Origin of the sequence: Vibrio sp. VB16 (assembly GCF_015594925.2) — a bacterium.
Classification (GTDB): domain Bacteria; phylum Pseudomonadota; class Gammaproteobacteria; order Enterobacterales; family Vibrionaceae; genus Vibrio.
Map to the genome: position 1 here is coordinate 1,841,864 of NZ_CP087590.1, position 25,152 is coordinate 1,867,015.

At 43.5% G+C, this 25,152-nt stretch carries 23 protein-coding genes, 2 pseudogenes and 1 riboswitch; of the genes and pseudogenes, 10 read left to right on the forward strand and 15 right to left on the reverse strand.

What is annotated here, in order from left to right:
- Positions 1–179: 179 nt before the first annotated feature.
- Positions 180–284 (reverse strand): annotated as a pseudogene (locus IUZ65_RS08385) (IS5/IS1182 family transposase); the annotation flags it as partial.
- 127 nt (positions 285–411) lie between these two features.
- Here IUZ65_RS08385 and IUZ65_RS08390 point away from each other — a divergent pair.
- Positions 412–765, forward strand: a complete 354-nt coding sequence (locus IUZ65_RS08390; protein ID WP_195703303.1) for a DUF2750 domain-containing protein — start codon at positions 412–414, stop codon at positions 763–765.
- Between the two features lie 202 nt (positions 766–967).
- On the opposite strand, the gene queC is transcribed toward IUZ65_RS08390, so the two are convergent.
- Positions 968–1,663, reverse strand: a complete 696-nt coding sequence (gene queC / locus IUZ65_RS08395; RefSeq protein ID WP_195703304.1) for a 7-cyano-7-deazaguanine synthase QueC — start codon at positions 1,661–1,663, stop codon at positions 968–970.
- Between the two features lie 113 nt (positions 1,664–1,776).
- Here queC and IUZ65_RS08400 point away from each other — a divergent pair, with 113 nt between their 5' ends.
- Complete coding sequence (locus tag IUZ65_RS08400) at positions 1,777–2,586, forward strand: Cof-type HAD-IIB family hydrolase (protein ID WP_195703305.1); 810 nt, start codon at positions 1,777–1,779, stop codon at positions 2,584–2,586.
- A gap of 95 nt (positions 2,587–2,681) precedes the next feature.
- Here the strand turns inward: IUZ65_RS08400 and IUZ65_RS08405 are convergent, their stop codons facing one another.
- From IUZ65_RS08405 to IUZ65_RS08435, 7 genes are all read right to left on the reverse strand, one after another.
- Complete coding sequence (locus tag IUZ65_RS08405) at positions 2,682–3,164, reverse strand: GNAT family N-acetyltransferase (protein ID WP_195703306.1); 483 nt, start codon at positions 3,162–3,164, stop codon at positions 2,682–2,684.
- 108 nt (positions 3,165–3,272) lie between these two features.
- Positions 3,273–5,150: a propionyl-CoA synthetase gene (locus tag IUZ65_RS08410; RefSeq protein WP_195703307.1), complete on the reverse strand. Its 1,878-nt coding sequence runs from the start codon at positions 5,148–5,150 to the stop codon at positions 3,273–3,275.
- A 27-nt stretch (positions 5,151–5,177) separates the two neighbouring features.
- Positions 5,178–6,374, reverse strand: coding sequence for a 2-methylaconitate cis-trans isomerase PrpF (gene prpF / locus IUZ65_RS08415; RefSeq protein ID WP_195703308.1), 1,197 nt, complete (start codon positions 6,372–6,374; stop codon positions 5,178–5,180).
- Positions 6,375–6,383: 9 nt separating this feature from the next.
- Positions 6,384–8,960, reverse strand: coding sequence for a Fe/S-dependent 2-methylisocitrate dehydratase AcnD (gene acnD, locus IUZ65_RS08420; protein WP_195703309.1), 2,577 nt, complete (start codon positions 8,958–8,960; stop codon positions 6,384–6,386).
- Positions 8,961–9,098: 138 nt separating this feature from the next.
- Positions 9,099–10,229 (reverse strand): bifunctional 2-methylcitrate synthase/citrate synthase, encoded by a 1,131-nt coding sequence (prpC, locus tag IUZ65_RS08425; protein ID WP_195703310.1) that lies wholly within the window; start codon positions 10,227–10,229, stop codon positions 9,099–9,101.
- A gap of 99 nt (positions 10,230–10,328) precedes the next feature.
- Positions 10,329–11,222, reverse strand: coding sequence for a methylisocitrate lyase (gene prpB / locus IUZ65_RS08430; protein WP_195703311.1), 894 nt, complete (start codon positions 11,220–11,222; stop codon positions 10,329–10,331).
- Positions 11,219–11,944 carry a GntR family transcriptional regulator gene (locus tag IUZ65_RS08435; RefSeq protein ID WP_195703312.1) on the reverse strand — a complete coding sequence of 242 codons (726 nt, stop codon included), beginning with the start codon at positions 11,942–11,944 and terminating at the stop codon, positions 11,219–11,221. The genes prpB and IUZ65_RS08435 overlap by 4 nt, the downstream gene beginning before the upstream one ends.
- Before the next feature lie 358 nt (positions 11,945–12,302).
- Here IUZ65_RS08435 and IUZ65_RS08440 point away from each other — a divergent pair, with 358 nt between their 5' ends.
- The 5 genes from IUZ65_RS08440 to IUZ65_RS08460 all read left to right on the forward strand — a co-directional run bounded on the left by IUZ65_RS08440 (position 12,303) and on the right by IUZ65_RS08460 (position 17,847).
- On the forward strand, positions 12,303–12,992 hold the full coding sequence (locus IUZ65_RS08440) for a DNA-3-methyladenine glycosylase I (RefSeq protein ID WP_195705051.1): 690 nt from the start codon (positions 12,303–12,305) through the stop codon (positions 12,990–12,992).
- 158 nt (positions 12,993–13,150) lie between these two features.
- Positions 13,151–14,575: a TolC family protein gene (locus tag IUZ65_RS08445; RefSeq protein WP_195703313.1), complete on the forward strand. Its 1,425-nt coding sequence runs from the start codon at positions 13,151–13,153 to the stop codon at positions 14,573–14,575.
- Positions 14,575–15,561, forward strand: a complete 987-nt coding sequence (locus tag IUZ65_RS08450; protein WP_195703314.1) for an HlyD family secretion protein — start codon at positions 14,575–14,577, stop codon at positions 15,559–15,561. The genes IUZ65_RS08445 and IUZ65_RS08450 overlap by 1 nt, the downstream gene beginning before the upstream one ends.
- Position 15,562: 1 nt before the next feature.
- Positions 15,563–16,714, forward strand: a complete 1,152-nt coding sequence (locus IUZ65_RS08455) for an ABC transporter permease (RefSeq protein ID WP_195703315.1) — start codon at positions 15,563–15,565, stop codon at positions 16,712–16,714.
- On the forward strand, positions 16,711–17,847 hold the full coding sequence (locus IUZ65_RS08460; RefSeq protein WP_195703316.1) for an ABC transporter permease: 1,137 nt from the start codon (positions 16,711–16,713) through the stop codon (positions 17,845–17,847). Before IUZ65_RS08455 ends, IUZ65_RS08460 begins: the two co-directional genes overlap by 4 nt.
- 62 nt (positions 17,848–17,909) lie before the next feature.
- On the opposite strand, the gene IUZ65_RS08465 is transcribed toward IUZ65_RS08460, so the two are convergent.
- Entirely contained in the window at positions 17,910–18,656 is a 747-nt protein-coding gene (locus IUZ65_RS08465) for a chromosome partitioning protein ParA (RefSeq protein ID WP_229638019.1), read from the reverse strand.
- Between the two features lie 16 nt (positions 18,657–18,672).
- The gene (locus IUZ65_RS08470; protein ID WP_195703317.1) at positions 18,673–18,831 is read right to left on the reverse strand and encodes a hypothetical protein; all 159 of its coding nucleotides are present in this window, start codon (positions 18,829–18,831) and stop codon (positions 18,673–18,675) included.
- A gap of 322 nt (positions 18,832–19,153) precedes the next feature.
- Positions 19,154–19,275, forward strand: a riboswitch (glycine riboswitch).
- A 113-nt stretch (positions 19,276–19,388) separates the two neighbouring features.
- Here IUZ65_RS08470 and IUZ65_RS08475 point away from each other — a divergent pair.
- Positions 19,389–20,765, forward strand: coding sequence for an alanine/glycine:cation symporter family protein (locus IUZ65_RS08475; protein WP_195703318.1), 1,377 nt, complete (start codon positions 19,389–19,391; stop codon positions 20,763–20,765).
- Between the two features lie 216 nt (positions 20,766–20,981).
- Here IUZ65_RS08475 and IUZ65_RS08480 read toward each other — a convergent pair whose 3' ends face one another.
- Positions 20,982–21,632 carry a LysE family translocator gene (locus IUZ65_RS08480; RefSeq protein ID WP_195703319.1) on the reverse strand — a complete coding sequence of 217 codons (651 nt, stop codon included), beginning with the start codon at positions 21,630–21,632 and terminating at the stop codon, positions 20,982–20,984.
- A gap of 119 nt (positions 21,633–21,751) precedes the next feature.
- Between IUZ65_RS08480 and IUZ65_RS08485 the strand changes: the two genes are divergently transcribed.
- The gene (locus IUZ65_RS08485; RefSeq protein ID WP_195703320.1) at positions 21,752–23,233 is read left to right on the forward strand and encodes a carboxypeptidase M32; all 1,482 of its coding nucleotides are present in this window, start codon (positions 21,752–21,754) and stop codon (positions 23,231–23,233) included.
- A 59-nt stretch (positions 23,234–23,292) separates the two neighbouring features.
- Here the strand turns inward: IUZ65_RS08485 and IUZ65_RS08490 are convergent, their stop codons facing one another.
- Both IUZ65_RS08490 and IUZ65_RS08495 read right to left on the reverse strand, forming a co-directional pair.
- On the reverse strand, positions 23,293–23,559 hold the full coding sequence (locus IUZ65_RS08490) for a Txe/YoeB family addiction module toxin (RefSeq protein ID WP_195703321.1): 267 nt from the start codon (positions 23,557–23,559) through the stop codon (positions 23,293–23,295).
- Positions 23,552–23,806, reverse strand: coding sequence for a type II toxin-antitoxin system Phd/YefM family antitoxin (locus IUZ65_RS08495; RefSeq protein WP_195703322.1), 255 nt, complete (start codon positions 23,804–23,806; stop codon positions 23,552–23,554). The genes IUZ65_RS08490 and IUZ65_RS08495 overlap by 8 nt, the downstream gene beginning before the upstream one ends.
- A 206-nt stretch (positions 23,807–24,012) precedes the next feature.
- On the opposite strand from IUZ65_RS08495, the pseudogene IUZ65_RS08500 reads away from it, so the two are divergent.
- Positions 24,013–24,281, forward strand: a pseudogene (locus tag IUZ65_RS08500) (carboxypeptidase M32); the annotation flags it as partial.
- A 151-nt stretch (positions 24,282–24,432) separates the two neighbouring features.
- Here IUZ65_RS08500 and IUZ65_RS08505 read toward each other — a convergent pair.
- The gene (locus IUZ65_RS08505) at positions 24,433–25,080 is read right to left on the reverse strand and encodes a class I SAM-dependent methyltransferase (RefSeq protein WP_195703323.1); all 648 of its coding nucleotides are present in this window, start codon (positions 25,078–25,080) and stop codon (positions 24,433–24,435) included.
- Positions 25,081–25,152: the final 72 nt, after the last annotated feature.

Here is a 25,152-nt window from a genome sequence, read left to right on the forward strand (position 1 = left end):
ACAGTATACCATCCCATCTGAAGCAATAAACAATAAAATATTGTTTAACAACGTGATTAAGGCTTTGTTGCGTAATTCGGACAAAAGAACGATTTGCTTGAAATTGAATAATTCTTAAACAATATACTGTTTAAGGCATACCAAGCCCCCGTAAGCTTGTTCTGCTTGCTTTGTTTTCACTCTCTTATGGCTTCTTCATTAATCCAGAACATGAGAGAGCCACGGTTAATTATGGCTTTGTTGTACTGTTTCCAGTTAGTTGTTTAGTAACGAGGTTTCGGTATAGGACTACGATGATTAACTGATGTAATCGATCAGATCGCAAGCTCCTCATTTAGTTTCATCGAATTACGCAACAAAGCCCGCAATTAATGGTAACCTTGTCGCCTAACGATTACTGAGGCCATATTAATGACAAAGCTAACATCAGACATAGAAGCAAACTTACAGTTATTTATAACTGATACTAAGAAAACTAAAATAGTTTGGGGGTTAAGAAATAGTGAAGAAGACTGGCTAGCCTGCGACTCTTCTGAGTTTGAAAATAGTGAAGTCATGCCATTCTGGTCCAACAAAGAAGACGCGGCAATACATAACGTTGAAGAGTGGGCTGAATTTGAGATTTGCGAAATCCCATTAGACGTTTTTGTTGAAGATTGGCTTATCACCTTAGCTGAAGATGGCGTGTTAGCTGGAATTAACTGGAATGCGTCATTAGAAGGCAAAGAATTAGAGCCTTCAGAACTCGCGAAGTTATTTCTTTAAGCATCTAAGAATAACTGAGTAACAGGCTTTATAAGGCCCAACTAAGGTTTAATGCTGTTATCTTAAGACATCAAACTCCGTCATCCTCACAAAAGTGGGGATCTATACCCACCCAGATTCCCGTCTTCACGGGAATGACGACGAATACTTTTTCTTAAGTGACCGGCATTACAACTAAGGTTGGGCTTTTTTGATCTCGGTTTTACAACGCGGCATGGCTTTTACTTCGCAGCGCCGCCTGCACGCCATCTTGATTAGAAAGGTAATCGTCCAAGCCTGCTTTTCTTAATTCACAGGACGGACAATCACCGCAACCATCACCTATGATGCCGTTATAACAGGTCAAGGTATTGTTTCTAACAAGAGATAACGCATTATAATGGTCTGACAATGCCCATGTTTCTGCTTTGTTTAACCACATTAAAGGCGTTTGAATAGTCAGTTTTTTATCCATGCCTTTTACCAGTGCATCATTTATTGACTTAACAAACTCATCGCGACAATCTGGATACCCAGAAAAATCCGTTTCACACACACCCGTAATAATAGTATCCGCACCGATTTGATAGGCATAAATACCCGCTAAGGTTAAGAAAAGTATATTTCTTCCAGGTACAAATGAATTGGGAAGCCCGTTTTCTTGAAGCGCATGTGACACAGGAATATCATCACGAGTGAGCGAACTGATAGCAAGTTCGTTTAATAACCCTACATCCATAACCTTATGAGCCGCGATACCAAGATCTTTTGCCAGATTTTTGGCCACCTCTATTTCTAATTTGTGCCTTTGACCATAATCGAAGGTAATTGCATGTACTTCGTCGAACTCCTGAATCGCTTTTACTAAACAAGTAGTCGAGTCTTGTCCTCCACTAAAAACAACAACGGCTTTCTTCATTTCACTATCTCTTTTAAAACGCATCCGCTGACATTAATTCACAACATATTTAAGGTCAATTAGAACTAGTGTATTCTTCCTTTCGTTTTTCAATTTTATTTTTTGGGTAGGTTATGTATAAACTCGTCGCTTTAGACATGGATGGTACGCTGCTAAACAGCAAAAAAGAAATCACAACACGCAATAAAGAGGCTATAGCTCAAGCAAGAGCGCGAGGTGTAACGGTTATTCTTGCTTCCGGCCGACCGCTCGCAGGTATGGAAGAAAAACTTAAAGAACTGGAACTAACGTCTGACAAAGATTTTGTGGTCTCCTCTAATGGTTCTTATGTACATCGTGTTTCCGACTTAAAACAGATACACAGCCAAATCATTACAGGCAAAGATGCAAAACGCGTAGCAAGGGTTGCTGAAGAACTCGGCGTACATATGCACGCCTTTAGTGTTGAACACGGCCTAATTACGCCAAAAAACAACCAATATACCGAACGCGAAGCCTTTATTAATGGCCTTAGCGTCAACGAATTTGATTTCTCGCAGTTAGAAGACGACCATCCGATTGTCAAGGCGATGTTTGCAGATTCATCGGAAGCGCTCGATAGAGTCACACCACTTTTGGCTGACGACCTCCATGCTGATTACACCATCGTCAGAAGCGCACATATATTTTTGGAATTTCTACACTTGGGAAGCAACAAAGGCATTGGTGTTGCCGTGGTAGCAGACTGCCTAGGGATTAAACCTACAGAGGTGATCAGCATTGGTGATGCTCAAAACGATCACCATATGATTAAATACGCTGGACTTGGTGTTGCCATGGGTAATGCAACGGAAGCGACCAAAGCCTTAGCGGATCATATAACCGATACCCATGAGAATTCTGGTGTTGCTGAGGTTATCGAAAGGTTTATTCTCAACGTCTAAAACACTCGTCATCTTGAAATTGGTTCATAGTTCTCTACATATTCTACGCAGACAGACTCCGAATTGGATTGGGCGAGACTGCGTAGAAGTACGCCTCATTCAATCGATTTACAAAGCCAATGAATATGATGGCTAAAACCACTCTTCTCATAGAATTTAAGGGCATGTTGGTTAAAGTGCCACACCTCAACAAATATCTTTTTAACACCATATTCTTCAAAGGTTTTTTCTAAACGTTGCATCAATTGGTTGGCTACGGATTGCTTTCTGTATTCAGGAGAAACAAACACTTCATCAACACTGCCCATTTGAATAGGCTTACTGACCACAGAAATAAGTTCGCAGAAATGCCCGGTAATAAACCCGACCACATTGTCTTTAATTGGATCGACTGCCACATACACAAGGCATTCAGGGTCATGCATATATCGCGCAATGGACTTTTGTTTTTCTATTTCTTCTGGCGTTTTTATATCAGTCGGCATGGATTGATGATGATAATCATGAAGATCAAACATTAACGAATTGAGCTGCCCTAGGTCGTCTAAACACGCTGGTCGAATTTTAATATTGGTCACTTTAACACCGAAAAATAGAGACGTTATTGATCGCATTATAAGCAGTTTTTCACGTTACACAAAGCAAAAGACACCAACCAAGGTCGGTGTCTTTATTAAGGGGTGATTTTAGTGTTTGAGTACTCTTTCTATCTCCGTCAGGCTGCTCGGATCATCGATAGTTGAAGGGACTGTATATGCTTCCCCATCTGCAATCTGTCTTATAATTCGACGCAATATTTTGCCTGAACGCGTTTTAGGCAAGCGGTCAACAACCAGTGCGTGTTTAAAGCAAGCAACCGCACCAATTTCGGTCCGAACTTTGCCAATGAGCTCCCCTTCTAGATCATGCTCATCCAACTTAACACCATCTTTAAGTACCACAAGACCGAGAGGAAGTTGCCCTTTAAGATCATCGTGAATCCCAATTACCGCACATTCGGCAACCGCCGGATGTCCGCCAACGATCTCTTCCATTTCACCTGTCGATAATCGGTGACCCGCTACGTTTATCACATCGTCAATACGACCCATGATAAAAAGGTATCCATCTTCATCAATATAACCGCCATCACCTGAAACGTAATAGCCTTCAAACTGACTAAGATAGCCAGTCTCGAAACGGTCGTGATTACGCCAAACCGTAGGAAGACAGCTCGGAGGTAATGGGCGTTTCAGTGCCACAAACCCTTGTTGGTTCGCTGGTACTTCCTCGCCTACTTCATTCAGTACCACAACATTGTAACCGGGGACTGGCATTGTCGCTGAACCGGGTTTTACCTTCATCATTTCAATGCCAGTCAGGTTACTGGCGATGGCCCAACCCGTCTCAGTTTGCCACCAATGGTCAATCACAGGCTTAGCCGTTTTTTCTACCACCCATTCCAATGTCGGAGGGTCAAGGCGTTCGCCTGCCATAAAGATGGTTTTCAGAGCGGACAAGTCGTATTTTTCTAATAATAAGGCGTCTGGGTCTTCTTTCTTGATTGCTCGAAAAGCCGTTGGTGCCGAAAACAGTGCGGTTACATTATACTCATCGCAAACGCGCCAAAACGCACCGGGATCTGGCGTTCTAACGGGCTTACCTTCAAACAATATCGTTGTGCAGCCGTGGATTAATGGCGCATAAACAATATAAGAGTGTCCGACAACCCAACCCACATCTGATGCCGCCCAAAAGACGTCGTCTTGCTCGATGTTGTAGATGGCCCTCATGCTGTACTTCATCGCGACGGCATGCCCACCATTATCGCGTACTACCCCTTTGGGTTTGCCTGTCGTACCCGATGTATAAAGAATATAAAGCGGGTCCGTTGATAGGACAGGTACACAATCGTGAGGTGTTGCTTTTTCGGCAGCCTGCTGCCAATCGACATCTCTTTCGTGGCTGAGTTCTGCGAGCGCTTCACTTCTTTGAAAAACCAACACTTTGTCTGGTTTCCAACGGCTGTCCATAATCGCTTTGTCGACTAATGGCTTGTAGGGGATGACCTTGGCAATTTCGATACCGCATGACGCCGTCATAATAACTTTTGGTTCTGCGTCTTCTATCCTGACTGCAAGCTCATTAGGAGCAAACCCCCCAAAAACGACCGAGTGTATCGCACCGAGTCTTGCACAAGCCAACATCGCCATTGCCGCTTCTGGAATCATCGGCATGTATATGACAACGCGGTCACCTTTAGTCACTCCATTTTCAGCGAGCATACCGGCTACCTTAGCCACCTGGTCGCGCAGCTGATTATAAGTATATTTACGCTTGGTTAGGGTTACTGGAGAATCATAAATAAGGGCGATCTTTTCCCCCCTGCCATGTTCACAGTGGTAGTCTAAAGCCAGCCAAGCTGTATTTAACTTCCCATCAGGGAACCAACGCTCGATACCATTTTCATCTTTTTCAAGTATTGTATTCGGTGCTTCAAACCAGTCTATACTTTTCGACTGTTCTCTCCAGAAGCTTTCTGGTTGCGTTTGAGACCACTGATATTCTTTTAAGTAGGCAGACATATTGCTTCCTCCAATGTGTCTTAATGTTTAAATGATTGTATCAACGGGTACACGTACCCATCCTTCCATTAATACTCGAGCGCTTCTGCTCATTACGGCCTTTTCTACTACCCAGCCGTATTCAGTTTTTCTTGCCTTTGCACCAACCTTTAAGGTTCCCGATGGGTGCCCAAACGTGACCGCATTCTTTTCTCCACCGCCAGCGGCGATGTTAACTAATGTATTCGGTACACAAGCGGCGGCGGCAATAGCAACCGCAGCAGTACCCATCATGGCGTGATGTAATTTTCCCATCGACAAGGCACGAACCAATACATCAATCTCAGTTGAGCTTACCTCTTTACCACTTGAAGAATAGTAGGTTTTGGGCCTCGATATAAACGCGACTTTAGGCGTATGTTGCCTAATCGACGCTTCAGACACGTGGCTGATCAATCCCATTTTAACGGCACCATGGGCCCGAATTGACTCAAACATACTTAACGCTTTCTCGTCATTGTTGATGTCATCCTGAAGCTCCGCACCGTGATAATTTATCGCTGCTGCATCGATAAAAATAGTCGGAATACCGGCGTTAATCATCGTCGCTTTAAGCACGCCAATATCTGGTACGTTAAGGTCATCCACAAGGTTTCCGGTTGGAAACATCGACCCGCTCCCGGCAGAAGGGTTCATGAAATCCACTTGAATTTCAGCCGCAGGAAATGTCACACCATCGAGTTCGAAATCGCCGACTTCTTGTACGCAACCGTTGCTCATTGGGACATGGATTAGAATGGTTTTCTCGATATTTACTTGCCAGACTCTAACCGTCACAATGCCATTTTGCGGGATGGTCGATGGATCGATCAGACCACTATGGATGGCAAATGGGCCTACAGCGGCAGACAAATTTCCGCAATTCCCACTCCAATCGACAAAGGGTTTATCGATAGAAACTTGGCCAAAAAGATAATCTACATCGTGAGCGGGTCGAGCACTCTTTGAAACAATGACTGTCTTGCTCGTACTCGATGTTGCTCCACCCATCCCGTCGATTTGTTTGGTATACGGGTCAGGGCTGCCAATCACTCTTAACAATAATTTGTCTCTCAATTCGCCCGGTTGTTGGGCCGCTTCAGGTAGATCGTCAAGATTAAAAAAGACACCTTTGCTTGTACCGCCGCGCATATAGGTTGCTGGAATCTTTATTTGAGACTGAACGTCTTGATTTTGTTCGTTCATGTCCAACTCCTATGCCAAAAAATCTTGAGCAAAACGCTGAAGTACACCGCCAGCGTTATAAACAGAAACCTCATCCGCTGTATCTAATCGACAGGTAACGGCCACATTCATTTTTTCACCATTTTGACGAGTGATGACAACGTCCAAATTGACGCCTGGCTGAATATTGCCTTTCACGTCATAAAGCTCTGTGCCATCGAGTGCTAATGTATGGCGGTTTTGTCCATGTTTAAACTCTAACGGCAAAACACCCATACCCACTAAGTTTGTACGGTGTATACGCTCGAATCCTTCTGCTACGATAACTTCAACACCCGCTAATCGAACGCCTTTCGCTGCCCAATCTCGTGATGAACCTTGTCCGTAGTCTGCTCCCGCGATGATGATTAGCGGCTGTTTTCGGTCCATATAGGTTTCTATCGCTTCCCACATACGAGTAACCTTACCTTCCGGTTCGATACGAGCAAATGATCCCTGAACCACTTCACCATTCTCTTTGACCATTTCATTGAACAATTTTGGATTAGCAAAGGTCGCGCGTTGAGCTGTTAGGTGATCACCCCGGTGTGTCGCATAGGAATTAAAATCTTCCTCTGGCACCTTCATTTTGGTCAAATATTCGCCCGCAGCACTCGATGCCAATATGGCATTAGAGGGTGACAGGTGATCAGTCGTGATATTGTCAGGCAAGATCGCTAATGGACGCATATGAGAGAGGCTTCTCTTACCGGCCAACGCACCTTCCCAGTAAGGTGGTCGACGAATATAAGTACTTTGTGGTCGCCAATCATATAAAGGATCATTATTTTGATCCTCGTCCACCATCTTAAACATCTGGATGTAAACCTGATTAAACTGTTCTGGTTTAACAAAACGACTTACGACGTCATCTATCTCTTCGTCGCTTGGCCATAGGTCTCTCAAATATATCGCTTGGCCATCGCTATCGGTGCCGATTACGTCTTTTTCTATATCAAAACGCATCGTACCCGCAAGCGCATATGCGACAACAAGTGGTGGCGACGCTAAGAATGCCTGTTTAGCATAGGGATGGATTCGACCGTCAAAATTTCGATTTCCAGAGAGTACTGCGGTTGAGTAGAGGTCTCTATCAATTATTTCTTTTTGTATCTTTGGATCCAACGCCCCACTCATTCCGTTACAGGTTGTACATGCGTAGCCAACGATACCAAAACCTAGCGTCTCCAATTCAGGTAACAGGCCAGACTCCTCAAGATACAGTTTCGCCACTTTCGAACCCGGTGCAAACGATGTTTTAACCCAGGGTTGACGAACCAACCCTAATTCATTTGCTTTTTTAGCCAACAAAGCCGCTGCGATAACATTTCTAGGGTTGCTGGTATTCGTACATGACGTAATTGCGGCAATAATAACGGCACCATCAGGCAGTAAGCCTTCTTCCTTTTTCCACGCTTTAGCGATTCCGCGTTGCGTAAGCTCCGACGTGGGTAAACGGCGATGGGGATTGGATGGGCCCGCAAGGTTACGTTGGACAAAAGAGAGATCGAACTCTAGAACTCGCTCGTATTCCGCCTCTACTAAGTCGTCAGCCCATAAACCTGTCTGCTTTGCATACTGTTCTACTAGGGCTACCTGCTTATCGTCACGTCCCGTCAAATTCAGGTAGTTAATTGTCTGTTCATCGATATAGAACATGCCAGCTGTTGCACCATATTCTGGCGTCATGTTTGAAATGGTTGCTCTATCGCCGATGGTAAGCTTCCTTGCCCCATCGCCAAAAAATTCTAGGTAAGAAGACACTACCTTTTGTTGGCGCAAAAATTCGGTGATCGCCAGTACAATATCAGTAGCGGTAATACCCGGTTGTCGAATGCCAGTCAATTTCACACCAACAATATGAGGTAATCTCATCATAGACGGCCTACCGAGCATCACTGTTTCCGCCTCTAACCCGCCAACACCGATGGCAAGAACACCTAATGCGTCAACATGTGGGGTATGACTATCGGTCCCTACGCAAGTATCAGGAAAGGCGACACCATTTTTAACCTGAACAACCGGAGACATTTTTTCTAGGTTTATCTGATGCATGATCCCGTTACCAGCGGGGATAACATTCACGTTTTTAAACGCCGTTTTACACCACTCTATAAAGTGAAATCTATCTTCGTTTCGTCGGTCTTCAATATCCCGATTTTTTTGAAACGCGTCTTTATCGAATCCGGCGTGTTCTACCGCAAGTGAATGGTCAACTATCAACTGAGTCTCTACCACGGGATTTACCTTCGCCGGGTCACCACCTTCGTCTGCGATGGCGTCTCTCAAACCCGCCAGGTCAACCAACGCTGTTTGCCCTAATATATCGTGGCATACAACGCGAGCAGGAAACCAAGGAAAATCCAAGTCTCGCTTCCGTTGAATTAGCTGCAATAAAGCATCGTTAAGTTGGTCTGCTTCGCATCGACGGACTAAGTTTTCAGCTAGAATTCGAGACGTATACGGCAGCTTGTTATAAGCACCCGCAACAAGGCTATCAACCGCCAGTTTTGTGTCGTAGTACTCGACCTGTGTGTTTGGTAACCACTTTCTATATTGACTATTCATCTTTCACTTCCAGTAATATTCTTTGGCAGGTCTATCCTGCGATTACTTTTCTATCTATTCGAGCAAACCATTAACCACATTAACGAACAGGTTGGGCAATGAACCAATTTCTATCTATGCAACCTTACATCTATCCCACTAATCTCGTTGGTTGATGGGTAACCACTCTTGATGTTCCGGTCCATCATAATCCGCACTTGGGCGGATAATTCGGTTATTGGCGCGTTGTTCAAATACGTGTGCTGTCCAGCCTGTTAGTCGGCTCATCACAAAGATAGGCGTAAACAACTTCGTTGGGATATCTAAAAAGTGATAAGCGGAAGCGTGGAAGAAATCCGCATTACAGAAAAGTCCTTTTTCTCTTTTCATTACCGATTCTACACGCTCTGAGACCGCATAGAGTTGGGTATCACCAACCGCTTCAGAGAGTGCTTTTGACCATTTTTTGATCAACGCATTACGCGGGTCTGACTCGGTGTATACCGCGTGACCAAAGCCCATGATCTTTTCTTTTTCATCAAGCATCCTCAGTATTTCTTCTTCCGCTTGCGCGGGTGTTGTCCAGTTCTCGATCATCTCCATGGCGGCTTCGTTTGCACCGCCATGCAGAGGGCCTCGTAATGTGCCTATTGCTGCGGTGACGCAAGAATGGATATCAGACAACGTGGATGCACAAACACGAGCGGCAAACGTCGATGCGTTGAATTCGTGCTCTGCATAAACAATCAACGAGCAGTGCATAACCTGCTTGTGTAGATCTGTTGGGGTTTTGTCGGTCAGTAATTTTAGGAAATAACCACCAATAGTGTCTTCAGAGGTATCGTCCGTTTCAATGCGGACCCCATCATGGCTAAAACGATACCAGTAACAGATAATGGCCGGGAATAAAGCAAGCATGCGTTCTGTGCTGGCTTGCTGCTGTGAGAAATCCATCTCTTGTTCAAGATTACCTAATATGGAACAACCTGTTCTCATAACATCCATCGGATGCGCATCTTTTGGAATAAGTTCCAACGCCGCTTTGAGTTCATTTGGTAAACCACGTAGGCCGACTATTCGTGTTTTATAATCGTCGAGTTCTGTTTGATTTGGAAGGTGACCCTGTAACAATAAATGCGCCACCTCTTCAAACTGCGCGTGGTTTGCCAGATCGGTAATATCGTAGCCACGGTAGGTTAGCCCTGTCCCCGTTTGCCCAACAGTACATAGGGATGTCGTCCCAGCGCTCTGACCTCTTAACCCCGCTCCACCTAATTTTTTCTGTGACATAATGAACTCCTTTCATCGGTTTTGAAGCTTCCCTACTGCATCGCTTCGCTTGTTTACGTTATTGGTTAATTCTTTAATTTTTGTTGGCTATTATTATTGTTATTTTCCTGAAAACAGCTTGTCTAGCGTGTTCTCATATTCGTGGTAATTAAGGTGTGTATAGAGCTCTTTTCTCGTTTGCATGTGTTCGACCATCGCTTCTTGGTTACCCACATCAAGTAGGTGTTGATACACCATCTCGGCGGCTTTGTTCATCGCTCGGAAAGCACTTAATGGATAGAGGACCATATCAACGCTTGCCTTTGCTAACGCTTCGCCACTGTAAAGCGGTGTCTGCCCAAACTCAGTAATGTTGGCCAATATCGGGACATGTTTACCGGTGGCAGATTGCAGTGCCGCTGAAAACTTCTTGTATTGTTCAAGCTCTGTCATTGCTTCAGGAAAGATCATATCTGCACCCGCTTCAACGCAGGCAATGGCTCTTTCAATTGCGCAATCAATCCCCTCAACAGCAAGCGCATCGGTTCGGGCCATGATCACAAAGTCGTCATTCACTCTCGCATCGACGGCCGCTTTTACACGATCGGCCATCTCACCTTTGCTTACGATGGCTTTGTTTGGACGGTGGCCACAGCGTTTCTGGGCGACTTGGTCTTCCATATGAATAGCACCTGCGCCTGCCTTTTCCATCGCTTTGATGGTTCGAGCAATGTTAAAAGCGCCGCCAAATCCGGTGTCGATATCAACCATAAGCGGCAAGTCACACGCATTGGTAATTCGTTCTACATCAACCAACACATCATTTAAGGTCGTGATTCCAAGGTCAGGTAATCCATAAGAAGCATTCGCAATCCCGCCTCCGGATAAATAAATCGCTTGATGACCCACGTTTTTCGCCATCATTGCGCAGTATGGATTGACCGTACCAACGATTTGAAGCGGATCATTTTCTTTGACGGCTAGTCGAAATTTTGCGCCTTGACTTAAACTCATGAGTGGTTCTCCTTTACAGATTGCATTTGTTTTTCAATAAGCATGCGGCTACCTGATATATGTCTTCTCATCAACATTTCCGCCAACTCTTCATCTCGATTTTGGATGGCTTGAAGTATGAACTTATGTTCTTCGAGCGCTTTTTCAGGTCGCGAGTGCGATTGAGGGGATTGAGCACGATACATTCTTAATAGGTGGTATAGTTCATCGCAAAGCAATGAGATTAATTTGGTATTGCGGCTGGCTTTGATAATTCGGTAGTGAAAGTCAAAGTCTCCTTGTTGCTGAAAATAGGACTTACCCTCTACTTCATCGATATGGTCTGAATGTGTCGACAATAACTGTTTTAATGCGGATAGTTCGTTATCACTGATATTTCTCGCGGCAAGTCTTGCCGCCATCCCTTCTAACGACTCCCTTACTGCGTAAAGTTCTGACAAATGTTCTTGAGAAAATGAAATCACTCTTGCGCCAACATGAGGCATTCGCTCTATCAAGCCCAGTCCCTCAACGCGCATTATCGCTTCACGTAAAGGGCCACGACTTACACCAAATCGTTTCGCCAACTCGGGTTCAGAGATCTTCGAGCCAGATTCAATATCTCCAGATACAATGGCGTCAATAAGGTACTCGGTCAGGTTTTCTGACTTGGTCCCTTCTTTATCATTGTTTACGCTTTTTAACTCGGTTGTCTGGTTCACGTTATTTCTCTGTGTTAACAATAATTACTTTATACACAGAAAATAGCGCACTAAACGGGTCAATTACAACTAGATTGTCGACAATGTAGACTAATGTCTAATGATATTGGGGCTAATTCTAGAGAAAGAGTATGCAAAAACGAACAGCAATAACGTTCACATCAGATGTAACCTTGTTGTCCTTATATAAAGCAGCCTTATTGAAGAGAATATTTAAAGGATGGCTCTTTTCGCTGATTCCATTCGACGAAACCATGCTACCCAGTGAAGCAATAAAACACGGGGATTCCTTGATTTAACCATATTGCGCCCCAACCACTGTATTTATAAACAAATTTACCTTTTTTATTTAGTCTGCTATCGGCAGAACAGTAACGGAATTCACATGGAAAAGTTCGCGTCAATTTATCAACGCGCCGCCGAAAGAAAAGGCAGCGAAGCACAACTAGAATCTCTTTTAAATCACCCTTTGACGACACAACAACTGTTAGCTATAACCGAAGACCGTTGGCTTTCAGCGTTCTCTATGAAGGTTTTTCAATGCGGTATCTCATGGAATGTGGTTAGAAATAAATGGCCCAATTTTGAAAATTTATTTTTCAATTTCAAAATTGACTCTTTGCTTATGCTGTCAGAAGAACAATGGGAAGCCAAAGCAAAAGAGCCGAAAATAATTCGTCACCTAACCAAGGTAATGTCTATCCCTGCCAATGCTCGAATGATTCGATCAGCAAGATATGAACATGGGTCGTTTAGCGAAATGGTCGCCAATTGGCCTAGCAACGACATCACCGGACTATGGTTGTATCTTAAAAAAAATGGCAGTCGACTTGGTGGCAACACCGGCCCTTACACGTTGCGCCAAATGGGTGTTGATACTTTTATACTATCTAGCGATGTCGAATCTTACCTTCGTAATACGGGTATTATTGATTCAGGACGCGGCACCAAACGCGCAATGACAGCCGCGACCAAGGCCTTTACGCACTGGCAGCAAGAATCTGGCCGAAGTTTTAGTGAAATAAGCCAGATCATCGCCTTCAGTGGTGGTGACAATCGTATCTCCTGACCTGACCTATTGAAACAGAGTGCCCCGGAGCAATACACCGCTCCGGCAGTTAGTTGTCAAACTTCTGCTATAATCTGTCCACCGTTAGAGTAATTTACATTGTGATCTCCCAGATTAGAATATATGCTCTATTTTTATTTCAATATCGTTGTTCACTCATGGATTACAAATCAAAACTGGCGTTGTTAATTGCCCCTGTTCTCTTCTCAAATGCCAGCTTTTCAGGTGAGATTAGTTTCGAAAACGCATGGACATTGCTACAAGACAAGAACAGCGCTATCGCGGCGCAAAGAGCCAATGTTGAGCGCTATCGACAATTAGAGGGGTCTAAATCAGCGCTGAACTACCCTTCTATCACGCTCGGAGCAAACTATACTCGACTGGATGATGACGTAACGTTATCCGGTAATCAGATTGTCGAGAGTCTCGACTCGACCAGTGCTGCAGCATTATCAAACATCGTCGCTGGATTAGGAATGGGTTCAGTGCTTGGCAACCTTAATCCAACCTCAACGATCGCTGAAAAAGACATGTTCAATTCTTCGATTCGTGCGGTGTGGCCTATCTTCACCGGTGGCCGTATAACCGCAGCGCAAGAGATTGCAGGTGGGCAGACTGATGAAGCTGTTGCCCATTTAAAGATGGAAACACAGGCTCAATATGAAGACCTAGCCAAGTATTACTTCAGTGTCGTACTGGCCAACGATGTTTTGAAAACCCGAATCTCCGTTGAGAAAGGTTTAACCAAACACCGAGATTTTGCTGTGAAGCTTGAAACCCAGGGTCAGATAGCGCGAGTTGAAAGACTACAAGCAGAAGCCTCATTAACGAAAGCGACGGTCGACCGTAAACGCTCACAAAAAGACGTAGACATTGCCATTTCAGCATTGACTCAGATCCTAAATCAGGACGAGAAAGTCTATCCAGAGACGTCACTTTTCATCAATGAGCAACTGCCCCCACTGAGCGCTTTTACCGATCAAACATTGACGACCTACCCCGGCTTATCAATTTTAGACGCCAAAAATAAACAGGCTAGTCAGCTTATTTTGGCCGAAAAAGGACGCTATTACCCAGAGGTCTATCTGTACGGTAATTATACCCTATACGAAGATGACACCTTGGCGTCAGAAATGGCGCCTAACTGGTTAGTCGGTGTTGGGGTCAGTATTCCACTGATCGATACTAATGGACGTTCAGAGGCAGTGCAGGCCGCACATAGTGCAGTTTTGCAAGTTAATCATCTGCGTCAGCAAGCCACACGCGATCTGACCGTACTTGTAGAAAAAACCTATTTCGAGGCGGAACAAGCCATTGAAGAGGTTAACGGTCTAAACTCGAGCTTGGATTTGGCAGAAGAGAACCTTAGCTTGAGAAGCAAAGCCTTTACACAAGGTCTATCAACGTCACTCGACGTGGTTGACGCCGAGCTATATTTAGCCAGTATAAAAACCCAGCAACAGGTAGCAAGCTTTAACTACCTGATTTCTCTGAACAGATTGTTAGCTCTGAGTAGCGAAATGAATTCTTTTAGTCAATACGTATCAAATGCGTCTCAAACCGTAAAATCAGAGGATCAGTAATGAAAGTCGTTAAACCTATTCTTATGACGGCAGTTGCTGTTGGTATTGGTTCATGGGTCGCATACAGTTTTTACCAGGCTTATCAACCCAAACCCATTCGCCTACAAGGCCAGATAGAAGCTCAGCAGTATAGTATCTCTTCTAAAGTGCCAGGAAGAATTGACGAGGTTATGGTTGAAAAAGGAGACCTGATCGCCATCGGCGACCCTGTTTTTACACTATTTAGCCCAGAAATTGATGCAAAACTGGACCAAGCGCTCGCAGGACAAAAAGCCGCAGGTGCCATGGCATTGCAGGCTGAAAATGGCGCTCGTTCGCAACAAATAGCGGCGTCTAATGATCAATGGCAAAAGGCCAAAGCTGCGTCGTCATTGGCGGAGAAAACCTATAAGCGCGTCGACAGTTTATATAAAGATGGTGTGGTTGCTGAACAGAAAAGAGATGAAGCCTTAACACAGTGGCAGGCCTCAAAGTATACACAAAGTGCCGCCTATCAGATGTATCAAATGGCGAAAGAAGGCGCCAGAAATGAAACAAAACAGGCTGCTTTTGAAAAAGAACGCATGGCAGCCGGTGCAGTAGCAGAAGTCGAAGCCTACGCTAAAGATACCAAGATCAACAGCTGGTTTAACGGCGAGGTTTCTCAGGTATTGCTTAACAGCGGAGAGCTCGCTCCTCAAGGTTTTCCGGTTGTTACTGTTATTGATATGACGGATTCTTGGGCGGTGTTTAGTGTTCGCGAAGACAGACTAAAGTATTTCAATAAAGGCACGCACTTTAACGGCTACCTTCCTGCTCTTGATAAAGAGATGGAATTTGAGGTCACTCATATATCGGTAATGGGTAATTTTGCAACCTGGCGCTCTACGGATTCTTCTCAAGGTTTTGATTTAAGAACCTTTGAAGTAGAAGCGAAGCCCGTCAATCAGACTGAAAAGCTGCGTGTAGGTATGAGCGTTTCTGTTACGTTAGAGTCAGAGAAATAAAATGCATACCGATATGCCCATATCCCAATGGCACGTGTTACGTAATGATAAATGGTTGCTATCATGTATCACATGGATCCCCATCCTACTAGCCGTCTCTGTTTGGTGGATATTCTCCGAAGGTGTCGCCAGAGATGTTAACTTTGGCGTCGTGGACTTAGAAAATAGTACCTTCTCCCGGGAACTAGTCAGGGAATTCGATGCCACAGCAACCCTAAAAGTTACCCGTAGTTATCAAAGTGCGAGTGAAGCAAAGCGTGCCTTAATTAATGGGGATGTTTACGCCTACGCCATTATTCCAAAACACTACAGCAGAGATATTTATCTCGGTAATACGCCGCAGGTATCGGTGTTTTATAACAGCCAATATATTCTTATTGGCCGATTAATAAACTCTGCGATAGCGCAGGCTCACGGAACCTTCAATGCTAAGTTGGGTGTTGTTAAACAGCTTGCTAAAGGGGATACTTCGGTTGCTAGCGCGGCGGGAAAAACAGTTACCATTCAAAATCAAATAACGGCACTGTTTAATCGAAATACCAATTATGCCCAGTTCTTAGTTAGCGCAATTGTGCCAGCACTGTGGCAAATCATAATTATCGTTGCGACAATATTGGCGCTTACGGCGAATCACAGGATCTATGGACTTAAGGGAATGCTTGGCGAAAATCCGTTGAAAGGCGCCGTCAATATATTAGCTTTCTATCTTCCATTTTTTTTACTGCTAGGCTTTGGATTTTTGAGCTGGTTTTACATTGGTTTCAAATGGCCAATGGAAGGAAGCCTGCTCCCTATCCTATTTGCGCAGCTTCTCACTGTTTTAGCTTGTCTAATAATGGGAGCATTCTTCTTCTTCCTTACGTTAGATCCGGCCAGAGCGATGAGTTTTGCAGGTGCATTTACCGCACCAAGTTTTGCCTTTATGGGGGTAACCTTCCCAGCATCCGACATGGGTTTTCTCGCATCAACTTGGCGTTCTTTTCTCCCTGTAAGCCACTATATAGAAGCACAAATAAGCCAAGTAAGTTACGGCGTCACTCAACTTGAAACCATCAGTTTGGTGTCAAGTCATATGGCGGGATACCTTGTGCCACTTGTCTTGATAACCCCTTTGTGTAAGAAGCACCTCGCTAAATTGGAGCAACAATCATGACACTATTCCAATTAGTGAAGCATGAGTTAAGGTCTATTTTTACTAATCCTATTATACTGCTCACCGTATTTGGCGGTGTGGTATTTTATTCGTTTTTGTACCCTTTACCTTACGCTCACCAGACACCACGAGAACAAACCATCACTGTCGTTAACCTCGATAATAGCCTGATAAGTTTTCAGCTAGAAAGAATGGTCGATGCCACCTCACAGATAAAAATCACGGCACGTTCTCATTCTATCGAAGAAGCGAAAAAGCAGTTTATCGACGGAAAGGTCACCGGCATTCTTGTTATACCCGAACATTTCCATAAAGATCTGCTATTAGGAAAGAGCCCGACCCTTTCGTTTGCTGGCGACGCCTCATATTTTTTGGTCTACGGTACGATAGTGGAAGGCATAGCGGGGGCGAGCGGAACCCTTGCAGCAAAGGCTCGTGTTAATCGCATGCTTATTGAAGGCCAGCCTTTAGAAGCTGCGTCAAAGCAATACGCTTCATCCGTCGTCAACATGAAACCCACGTTTAACCCAGAAATGGGGTATATCAACTATGTGGTTCCTGCCGTTTTCGTATTGATATTGCAGCAAACGTTGATTATGGGTGTGGGTATGGTGGGCGGGACGCAAAAACATGGTCAGGGTTACTGGACCAAACCGAGCACGACAACGTTACTCTTAACTCGCGCCTCGATATTTGTCGTAATCTATTATTTTTTATCCATGTACTATTTTGGGGTCAGTTTCGACTTTTACGATATTCACCGCTTGGCCGATCCGTTTTCATTACTTGCCCTATTAGCACCATTTTTGTTTACTAGCTGCTTTATTGGGTCCATTTTAGGGGGGATTCTACCAAGGCGAGAACTCGTAACCGTGGTTGTATTGATAAGTTCAATGCCACTTATATTCAGCGCGGGATTCATTTGGCCATTGGAAAGTGTTCCTCAGCCAATGATATGGCTTTCTAATCTAGTGCCCAGTACGCCCGCTATACAAGCCTTTCTAAAGATAAATCAACTTGGAGCCGATTTCGACCAAGTGATGCCTCAATGGTCATTGTTGTGGATTCAATGTGCGGTATGGGGCATGCTAGCCTTCGTTGCAGACAGGAAGTATAGGCAAGAGGTTCAGTAACTAAGTACATAGTAAGCCGTCATCAATGAGCACGTATGTCCATTGATGACGAGTACTACCAGTTACAGCCCAATTCTATCCGAAATGCTTTCTATATCTCGTAGGTCCAGTTTGTGTACTTCAATCATCTGATCAATTTGACTGATATTCGAGTTAATTTCATCGTGTTTATCGCACGCTGAAGAATTGGCTTCAAATGATGAACCATCCAGATAAACATCACACTCTTTTTTAAAGCGCTTTAATCTTGGCTCTAATACGTCACGTTCTTTTTGTAGCTTAACGAGGTCTTGTTTGATCAACAATTCGCGTTGAAACAGTTCACGAGAGCGTTCAAATATATTCGCTTGCATCGCTACCTGTTTCTCCAAGTCTGAAATGGTCAATTTTCGTCGCTCAATCTCTTCAAGTTGAGATTGAATACGCGCATCCATTTCAATATTAACTTTTTCAAGCTCAGTCACCATCGCCTGCGCTTTGTCAATTTCTTGTTTGCTTTGCAAGGTTATGGTATCTACTTCTACGGTAACTCTCGACACAATTTCTGTTTCTAACTCTGCCTCTTTCTTTTCAACTGCTTCCGCTTTTTGTACGATAACTTCGGTCTGAGCTTGCTTTGCCTGTACCAACTTCATTTCTAGTGCTTGATAGGCTGGTTCCCATTCACTTTTTGTCACAATCGATCCAATAAGCCCACCAATGGCACCACCAAGTACGGCCGCTATGGCAATATAAACTAGGGTGTGTTTGTCCCTTTCCTCGATAACAACGACATCATCTTGATCCCTCGGATCAACCACGTTACTCACGTTCTAACGCTCCTATTCATCGAAACAGTTCACTCATCACCATGGAAACAGCATACATAGCGAGCCCTGATACAAACGCAATGATCACGCCATGTTGTACCTTTTTGTTCGTTCTATATCGGATAAGAAATATCGAAAGTGCAATAAAAGCTGCGATAGCAATTAGTCTTGTCATATGCGCTCCTTGTTACTCTTATATATAGCATTATCTTGTCTATTTTACGTTAATATTTCGTTGTTTAGGTAAACTAATGAAAATTTTTTGAGCAATCAAATATTTCACTACTGACACACAGAAAAGTTTTATGTAATATCCGCCGTGCAGAATGCTTGTTGTTTACTTAACAGCAGACATTTGTTCCGAAGAAGACGGCAGGAGAGAGGGTTTACCGCCAATATTTTGTTTAATATTGGTTAATTGACCCCACCGAAGAAGTAAATCTTTCAGGTGCGACAATCAGTGCTTAAAAACACTAATGGTCGTGAGGACTGTCGTTGGAGGAACCTCTGGAGAGAGCCGATATACCCTAATTTCATAGGGTATTGATTCGGCCGCCGAAGGAGCAAATCCAGTTTTATACTGGACGAAACTCTCAGGCAAAAGGACAGAGGAGTGGAAAGCTAGGTACATTTTACACCCGAATTTTGGGTGTATTTGGCGTATTTTCGTCAAAAAAAAGATAATTAACCTTTCACTCTTCTCCTTAAATTTTTGTTTTATTAAGGGGAACCATGAACAACTTTCAATCTTCACTTCAAACAATCGACAGCTTTGTTTGGGGACCACCATTACTAATTCTTCTCGTTGGCACCGGCGCGTATTTTACTTTTCGATTGGGTTTGCTGCAGTTTAGGTATTTACCTACCGCGCTCAAGCTTGTTTTTTCTCGCTCAGAAAATAACAAAGCCGCGGGTGATGTATCTAGCTTTGCCGCTTTATGCACAGCATTATCAGCCACCATTGGTACGGGTAATATCGTGGGTGTTGCTACCGCAATCAAAATTGGTGGCCCTGGTGCTCTATTTTGGATGTGGCTTGCGGCGCTATTTGGCATGGCAACAAAATATGCAGAGTGTTTACTCGCGGTTAAGTATCGCAAGGTCGATAACAAAGGACAGATGGTCGGTGGACCGATGTACTATCTTCAGTACGGCGTAGGATCTAAGCTATTAGCGACGCTTTTTGCCGTATTTGCACTGGGTGTTGCCTGTTTTGGTATCGGCACCTTTCCACAGGTTAATGCGATATTAGATGCTTCACGGCTCTCTTTTGGTATCTCTCGGGAAATCTCGACCATAGTGCTTACCGTGTTGGTTGCGGTTGTCACCATCGGGGGGATCAAATCGATCGCTAAAGTGGCAGGACGAGTTGTACCTGTTATGGCTGTTTTCTATGTTGCTGCCTGTTTGTTTGTACTGGTGACCAACGCTGACCAATTGTTCGCGGCCATTGAGTTAGTTGTGGTGTCTGCATTTACTACGACAGCCGCTTCCGGTGGATTCTTGGGCGCTGGCATGATGCTCGCGATTCAGTCAGGTATCGCTCGTGGTGTATTCTCTAATGAATCTGGTTTAGGCAGCGCACCAATGGCCGCCGCCGCCGCAAAGACAGACTCGTGTGTTAGACAAGGTCTTATATCCATGACTGGTACCTTTTTCGATACCATCATTATCTGCACAATGACTGGACTCGCCCTAATCTTAACTGGCGCTTGGCAAAGCGAATTTTCCGGTGCGGAAATGACAACACACGCCTTTGCTGTTGGATTAAACTCCGATACATTGGGCCCTATGTTAGTATCAATTGGGCTTATCTTCTTTGCTTTTACCACCATCTTGGGTTGGAACTATTACGGTGAGCGGTGTGTTGTTTTCTTGATGGGTACTAAAGCCGTACTTCCTTACAAAATCATCTTCTTGGGTTTAGTGGCCTCTGGTGCCTTCCTGCATCTTGATATGATCTGGATAATCGCTGACATTGTTAACGGTTTGATGGCCGTTCCGAACCTGATTGGTTTAATTGCACTACGCCATATCGTTATTGCCGAAACAAAGGCTTATTTCGATGCAGACAGCAAGAACAAACACGAACTTGCAATGCAAGTATAGCCGCACGTTTATCGAATTTAACCAGCGATAAATATTCTTAAAAGGGCCTGAAGATTAGCATAATACCCTTAGGTTAGTGCTAAAAACTACGTCATCCCCATTTTCATGGAGATGACGTAGTTTCTGTGAAAATAGGCCAATTTTCGTCAGGATGACATGTTTAGATAACCTTAAGCCAACAGCCTTTTGTAGATAAACAGGCTTTTTTGTCTAAACTTATCCGTTATTTAGTGTTGGTGGATCTTCCAGCAATAATTTAATACCTAGGCCAATCAAAACAACGCCAGTTAAGCCTTCCATCCATGTCATTATCGACCCGTTTTGCACCAAACGCTTGGCATAGTTAATTGCACCTACGAGCCCACATTGCCACGCCATAGAGATAACAAAATGAATGGTTGCCATTAACAACGATTGAAGAAATGGTGAGTACGCTGGATCGATAAACTGCGGTAAAAATGCAAGATAGAATACCGCTGTTTTTGGGTTCAACACGTTTGATAGAAAACCTTCCCTTAACGAACGTTTGAATTTGAACACGTCATGTTCAGAATCGCTAATTTTAAGGCTACTTTTCCCTTTAAAGGTAGACCGCAATCCGTTGATACCCAAATAGATAAGATATGCCGCCCCTACCCACTTCATCATTTGAAACGCTTCTGCTGATTGAAGCAAAATTGCAGAAATCCCAATAGCCGAAAACGTAGCGTGCACAAATAGACCCATGCAGATACCAAAACTGGTTACGCAGCCATCCTTAACCCCCGCTCGACTCGTATTCCTAATCACTACAGCGGTATCCAAACCAGGTGTTAGCGTTAGTATGATAATGGCTATCAAAAAAGCCTCAATATTTAGTATATGCATCCTTGTCACCGTCAAAAACTATCTGTTATTTTGTTATATCAGGTAATTAGAGTAAACCCAAGGCTTCTCGACTTGTTTAGATCAATGGTAAACTTGTTTTTTTGGCGATGGAACAAATAATGTCTGCATATAATCAACTTAAAGAGCACTCAAAAAAAATATCACACTTTAATCATCTCGCGGCGATATGCGGCTGGGATCAAGCTTCAATAATGCCAACAGGCGGTAATCAAGCACGCTCAGAAGCAATGGCAGAACTGTCTGTCCATATCCATAAATTAATGACAGAACCACAGTTAGTAGAACTGTTCGACAAAGCAGAAAACGAAACGTTAAGTGGCGAACAGCAATCCAGTTTGAGGGAACTTAAAAGACGCTGGATGCAAGCAAATGTCTTACCTGAAAAGTTAGTACAGCAAAAATCATTAGCCGGCTCCAAATGCGAGCATGCATGGCGTACCCAGCGCGGCGAAGACGATTGGCAAGGTTTTAAGAAGAACTGGAAAGAAGTCGTTGACCTATCTCAACAAGAAGCACAAATACGATCTGAAGCAACCGGCTTGTCACCTTACGACGCGATGCTTGATCTATATGAGCCCGGCACGACAACCGAGTCTTTAGATATATTGTTTAGTGATGTCAGTAGCTGGTTACCCGATCTCATCGATAACGCGTTAGAGAAACAGAAGTCAGACACGCTCATCTTACCAAGTGGTACCTATAGTCGTCATGACCAAAAGCGACTTGGGCTCGAGGTTATGAAATTGCTTCAGTTTGATTTTAATCACGGTCGATTAGATGAAAGTGTCCATCCATTTTGTGGCGGTGTTCCAACGGACGTACGTTTAACCACTCGATATGACGAAAGTGATTTTATTCAATCTTTGATGGGAACGGTACATGAAACAGGCCACGCGCGGTATGAACAGGGTTTGCCAACGTCGCTATCAGGACTGCCCGTTGGTGAAGCACGTTCTATGGGTATTCATGAATCACAGTCTCTATTTTTTGAAATGCAAGTAGGCAGAAATGATGCTTTTATCGAACATCTTTCTAAAATGTCTGCGACTGCCTTTGATGCTAAAACAGACTCGGTATTTGAGAGCAGCAATTTTCAAAAGCTATACACTCGAGTAGACAAGGGGTTTATTCGTGTTGATGCAGATGAACTCACTTATCCTGCCCACGTTATCTTACGCTATGAAATTGAAAGAGATCTTATGAACGGCAAGATCTCGTATACAGACGTACCAGAACTTTGGGACAGTAAGATGAATGCCTACCTTGGTTTGTCTACTCAGGGCAATTTCAAAGATGGCTGCATGCAGGATATTCATTGGACCGATGGGGCCTTTGGATATTTTCCTTCCTACACATTAGGCGCTATGTACGCCGCGCAGTTTATGGCTTCAATGCGTAAAACTGTGGATGTTGATTCAGTGATTCAAAGCGGTGATCTCTCCCCTATTTTCTCTTGGTTATCAGAGAATATCTGGAGCAAAGGAAGCTTGCTAACAACGGATGAGTTGGTTAAGGCTGCGACTGGTGAGACGTTGAATGCTGAGCATTTTCAGGCACACTTGAGAAGTCGTTACTTGTAACTGAGTAAATCAAAAAAGGCTGGTCAGGTTTCTGATTCAGCCTTTTAATAAACCATAGGCTAATAGTGATAACGACAAGAAATTATGGTCATTGTTTCCCCATCCACTGCATAAACTAAACGGTTAGTATCATCTATACGGCGAGACCAGAATCCTGATAAATTTTCTTTCAATGGCTCGGGTTTACCAATACCTTCAAATGGCGTTCGCTTCACATCATTGATAAGTTTATTTATGCGCTTCAACGTCTTTTTGTCTTGAGTCTGCCAGTAAAGGTAACTACCCCAAGCCTCATCAGTCCACGACAACAAGCGTTGGTTACTCATCTATTAGTTCTCGTGCTTCTACTTTACCTGCACGGTATTGCGCTATTGAACGGTTTAGGTGTTCTGCGTTTTTGGGAGATCGAAGCAAATGAACCGTTTCCATCAAGCTATTGTAATAGTCTAAAGACATTACCACAGCATCTTCAGAGTCACGACGGGTAATAACTGTTGTATCTGCGTCATTCACGACACTATCTAAAACAGCTTTTAGTCCGTTTCTTGCTTCCGTAAAAGATACTATTCTCATAAAAACTCCACATGTTCATTTTATTGGACAAGTATAACTTCACAGCCTTGACTTGTACAGTAACATGAACAACTGTTCGGTTATTCAATTGTTAATTATTGGACCAACTACCAAGTCTTTTAAATCGCTTACACTTCTAAACCCCTTAGAGTCAACGATGCGCAATATATACAAAGCATGATTCCACTAACAATGCAGGTTACATTATACCCCAGACAGATGGGGCCTTTGGATATTTTCCTTCCTACACATTAGGCGCTATGTACGCCGCGCAGTTTATGGCTTCAATGCGTAGAACTATGGACGTTGATTCGGTGATTAAAAGCGGTGATCTCCCCCTATTTTCTCTTGGTTATCCGAAAGTATCTAGAGCAAGGGAAGCTTGTTAACTACAGAAAAATAGGTTAAGTCAGCGACTGGTGAGACGTTGAATGTCGCACATTTTCAGGCGCATTTGAGAAATCGTTACTTATAAGGGTACAAATAATTGAGGCGGGTCAGGTGTTTCTGATTCAGCCTTTTTATTCAAATGTTAGACAACATTCTGTCTAGAACTTAATCTTTGACTTGTTATCTACATTGTTAGGGTAGCTTTGTGTAAAGATTTCGTGCCTATTTTATATGCACTACGGTTTAAGTGCTTTCTTTGCGACAACAAAATAACTAGACACCTCTTTGTATACTTTTTCAGCGGCAACTTTTTGGAAATCCCCATTTTTTAATAGATAGTCCAAATCAGAACTTTTATATCTTCTTATCGTTATTGGGATTATTCCGACTTTTGATAAGAGTCTAACTAGGTAAATTTGCATGTTAACTATAAAGGACTTTCTCCCATTCAAACAAGGTGTGGCAGAAATGAATAGCCCATCAGGTTTTAATAATTCGTGTATTCTTCGAATAACATCGTTAGGATTATCTATGGTATGTAACATATTGAATGCTAGGATTACATCAAATGATTCATTCCTGAACTGTTTATCAAAAATAGTAGTGTGATCAAAGCTGATATTTTCGATCCTGCTACTAGCCGCTTTATTTTTCGCCAACTCAATCATTTCGGATGAGATATCTATTGCATGGATTTCTTTTACCTGACTAGCTAGTTCACAGGATTTTGTACCAGTTCCACATCCGTAATCCAAAACAACATTGTTAATATCTAGGTACTTTTTAGTATTTTCTCTAGTCTTATTATGAATATGTTCAAAACGCTCTTCAGATTTATCGTAGTTCTTTGAAGTTTTATCCCAAAAATTCTTTGTCTTATTCATCGCTTGCACCTTGCAAATGTCGAGGCGTTATAACCCTACGTGTTTATGTAAAATCTTAATGGTTTGTAATTA

Coding starts and splice junctions, on each gene's coding strand:
- queC (WP_195703304.1), bottom strand. CDS start 1,663: ATGAAGAAAGCCGTTGTTGTTTTTAGTGGAGGACAAGACTCGACTACT.
- acnD (WP_195703309.1), bottom strand. CDS start 8,960: ATGAATAGTCAATATAGAAAGTGGTTACCAAACACACAGGTCGAGTAC.
- IUZ65_RS08505 (WP_195703323.1), bottom strand. CDS start 25,080: ATGAATAAGACAAAGAATTTTTGGGATAAAACTTCAAAGAACTACGAT.
- IUZ65_RS08390 (WP_195703303.1), top strand. CDS start 412: ATGACAAAGCTAACATCAGACATAGAAGCAAACTTACAGTTATTTATA.
- IUZ65_RS08400 (WP_195703305.1), top strand. CDS start 1,777: ATGTATAAACTCGTCGCTTTAGACATGGATGGTACGCTGCTAAACAGC.
- IUZ65_RS08485 (WP_195703320.1), top strand. CDS start 21,752: ATGTCTGCATATAATCAACTTAAAGAGCACTCAAAAAAAATATCACAC.
- prpB (WP_195703311.1), bottom strand. CDS start 11,222: ATGAGTTTAAGTCAAGGCGCAAAATTTCGACTAGCCGTCAAAGAAAAT.
- prpF (WP_195703308.1), bottom strand. CDS start 6,374: ATGAACGAACAAAATCAAGACGTTCAGTCTCAAATAAAGATTCCAGCA.
- IUZ65_RS08445 (WP_195703313.1), top strand. CDS start 13,151: ATGGATTACAAATCAAAACTGGCGTTGTTAATTGCCCCTGTTCTCTTC.
- IUZ65_RS08490 (WP_195703321.1), bottom strand. CDS start 23,559: ATGAGTAACCAACGCTTGTTGTCGTGGACTGATGAGGCTTGGGGTAGT.
- prpC (WP_195703310.1), bottom strand. CDS start 10,229: ATGTCACAGAAAAAATTAGGTGGAGCGGGGTTAAGAGGTCAGAGCGCT.
- IUZ65_RS08450 (WP_195703314.1), top strand. CDS start 14,575: ATGAAAGTCGTTAAACCTATTCTTATGACGGCAGTTGCTGTTGGTATT.
- IUZ65_RS08460 (WP_195703316.1), top strand. CDS start 16,711: ATGACACTATTCCAATTAGTGAAGCATGAGTTAAGGTCTATTTTTACT.
- IUZ65_RS08410 (WP_195703307.1), bottom strand. CDS start 5,150: ATGTCTGCCTACTTAAAAGAATATCAGTGGTCTCAAACGCAACCAGAA.
- IUZ65_RS08470 (WP_195703317.1), bottom strand. CDS start 18,831: ATGACAAGACTAATTGCTATCGCAGCTTTTATTGCACTTTCGATATTT.
- IUZ65_RS08455 (WP_195703315.1), top strand. CDS start 15,563: ATGCATACCGATATGCCCATATCCCAATGGCACGTGTTACGTAATGAT.
- IUZ65_RS08480 (WP_195703319.1), bottom strand. CDS start 21,632: ATGCATATACTAAATATTGAGGCTTTTTTGATAGCCATTATCATACTA.
- IUZ65_RS08475 (WP_195703318.1), top strand. CDS start 19,389: ATGAACAACTTTCAATCTTCACTTCAAACAATCGACAGCTTTGTTTGG.
- IUZ65_RS08495 (WP_195703322.1), bottom strand. CDS start 23,806: ATGAGAATAGTATCTTTTACGGAAGCAAGAAACGGACTAAAAGCTGTT.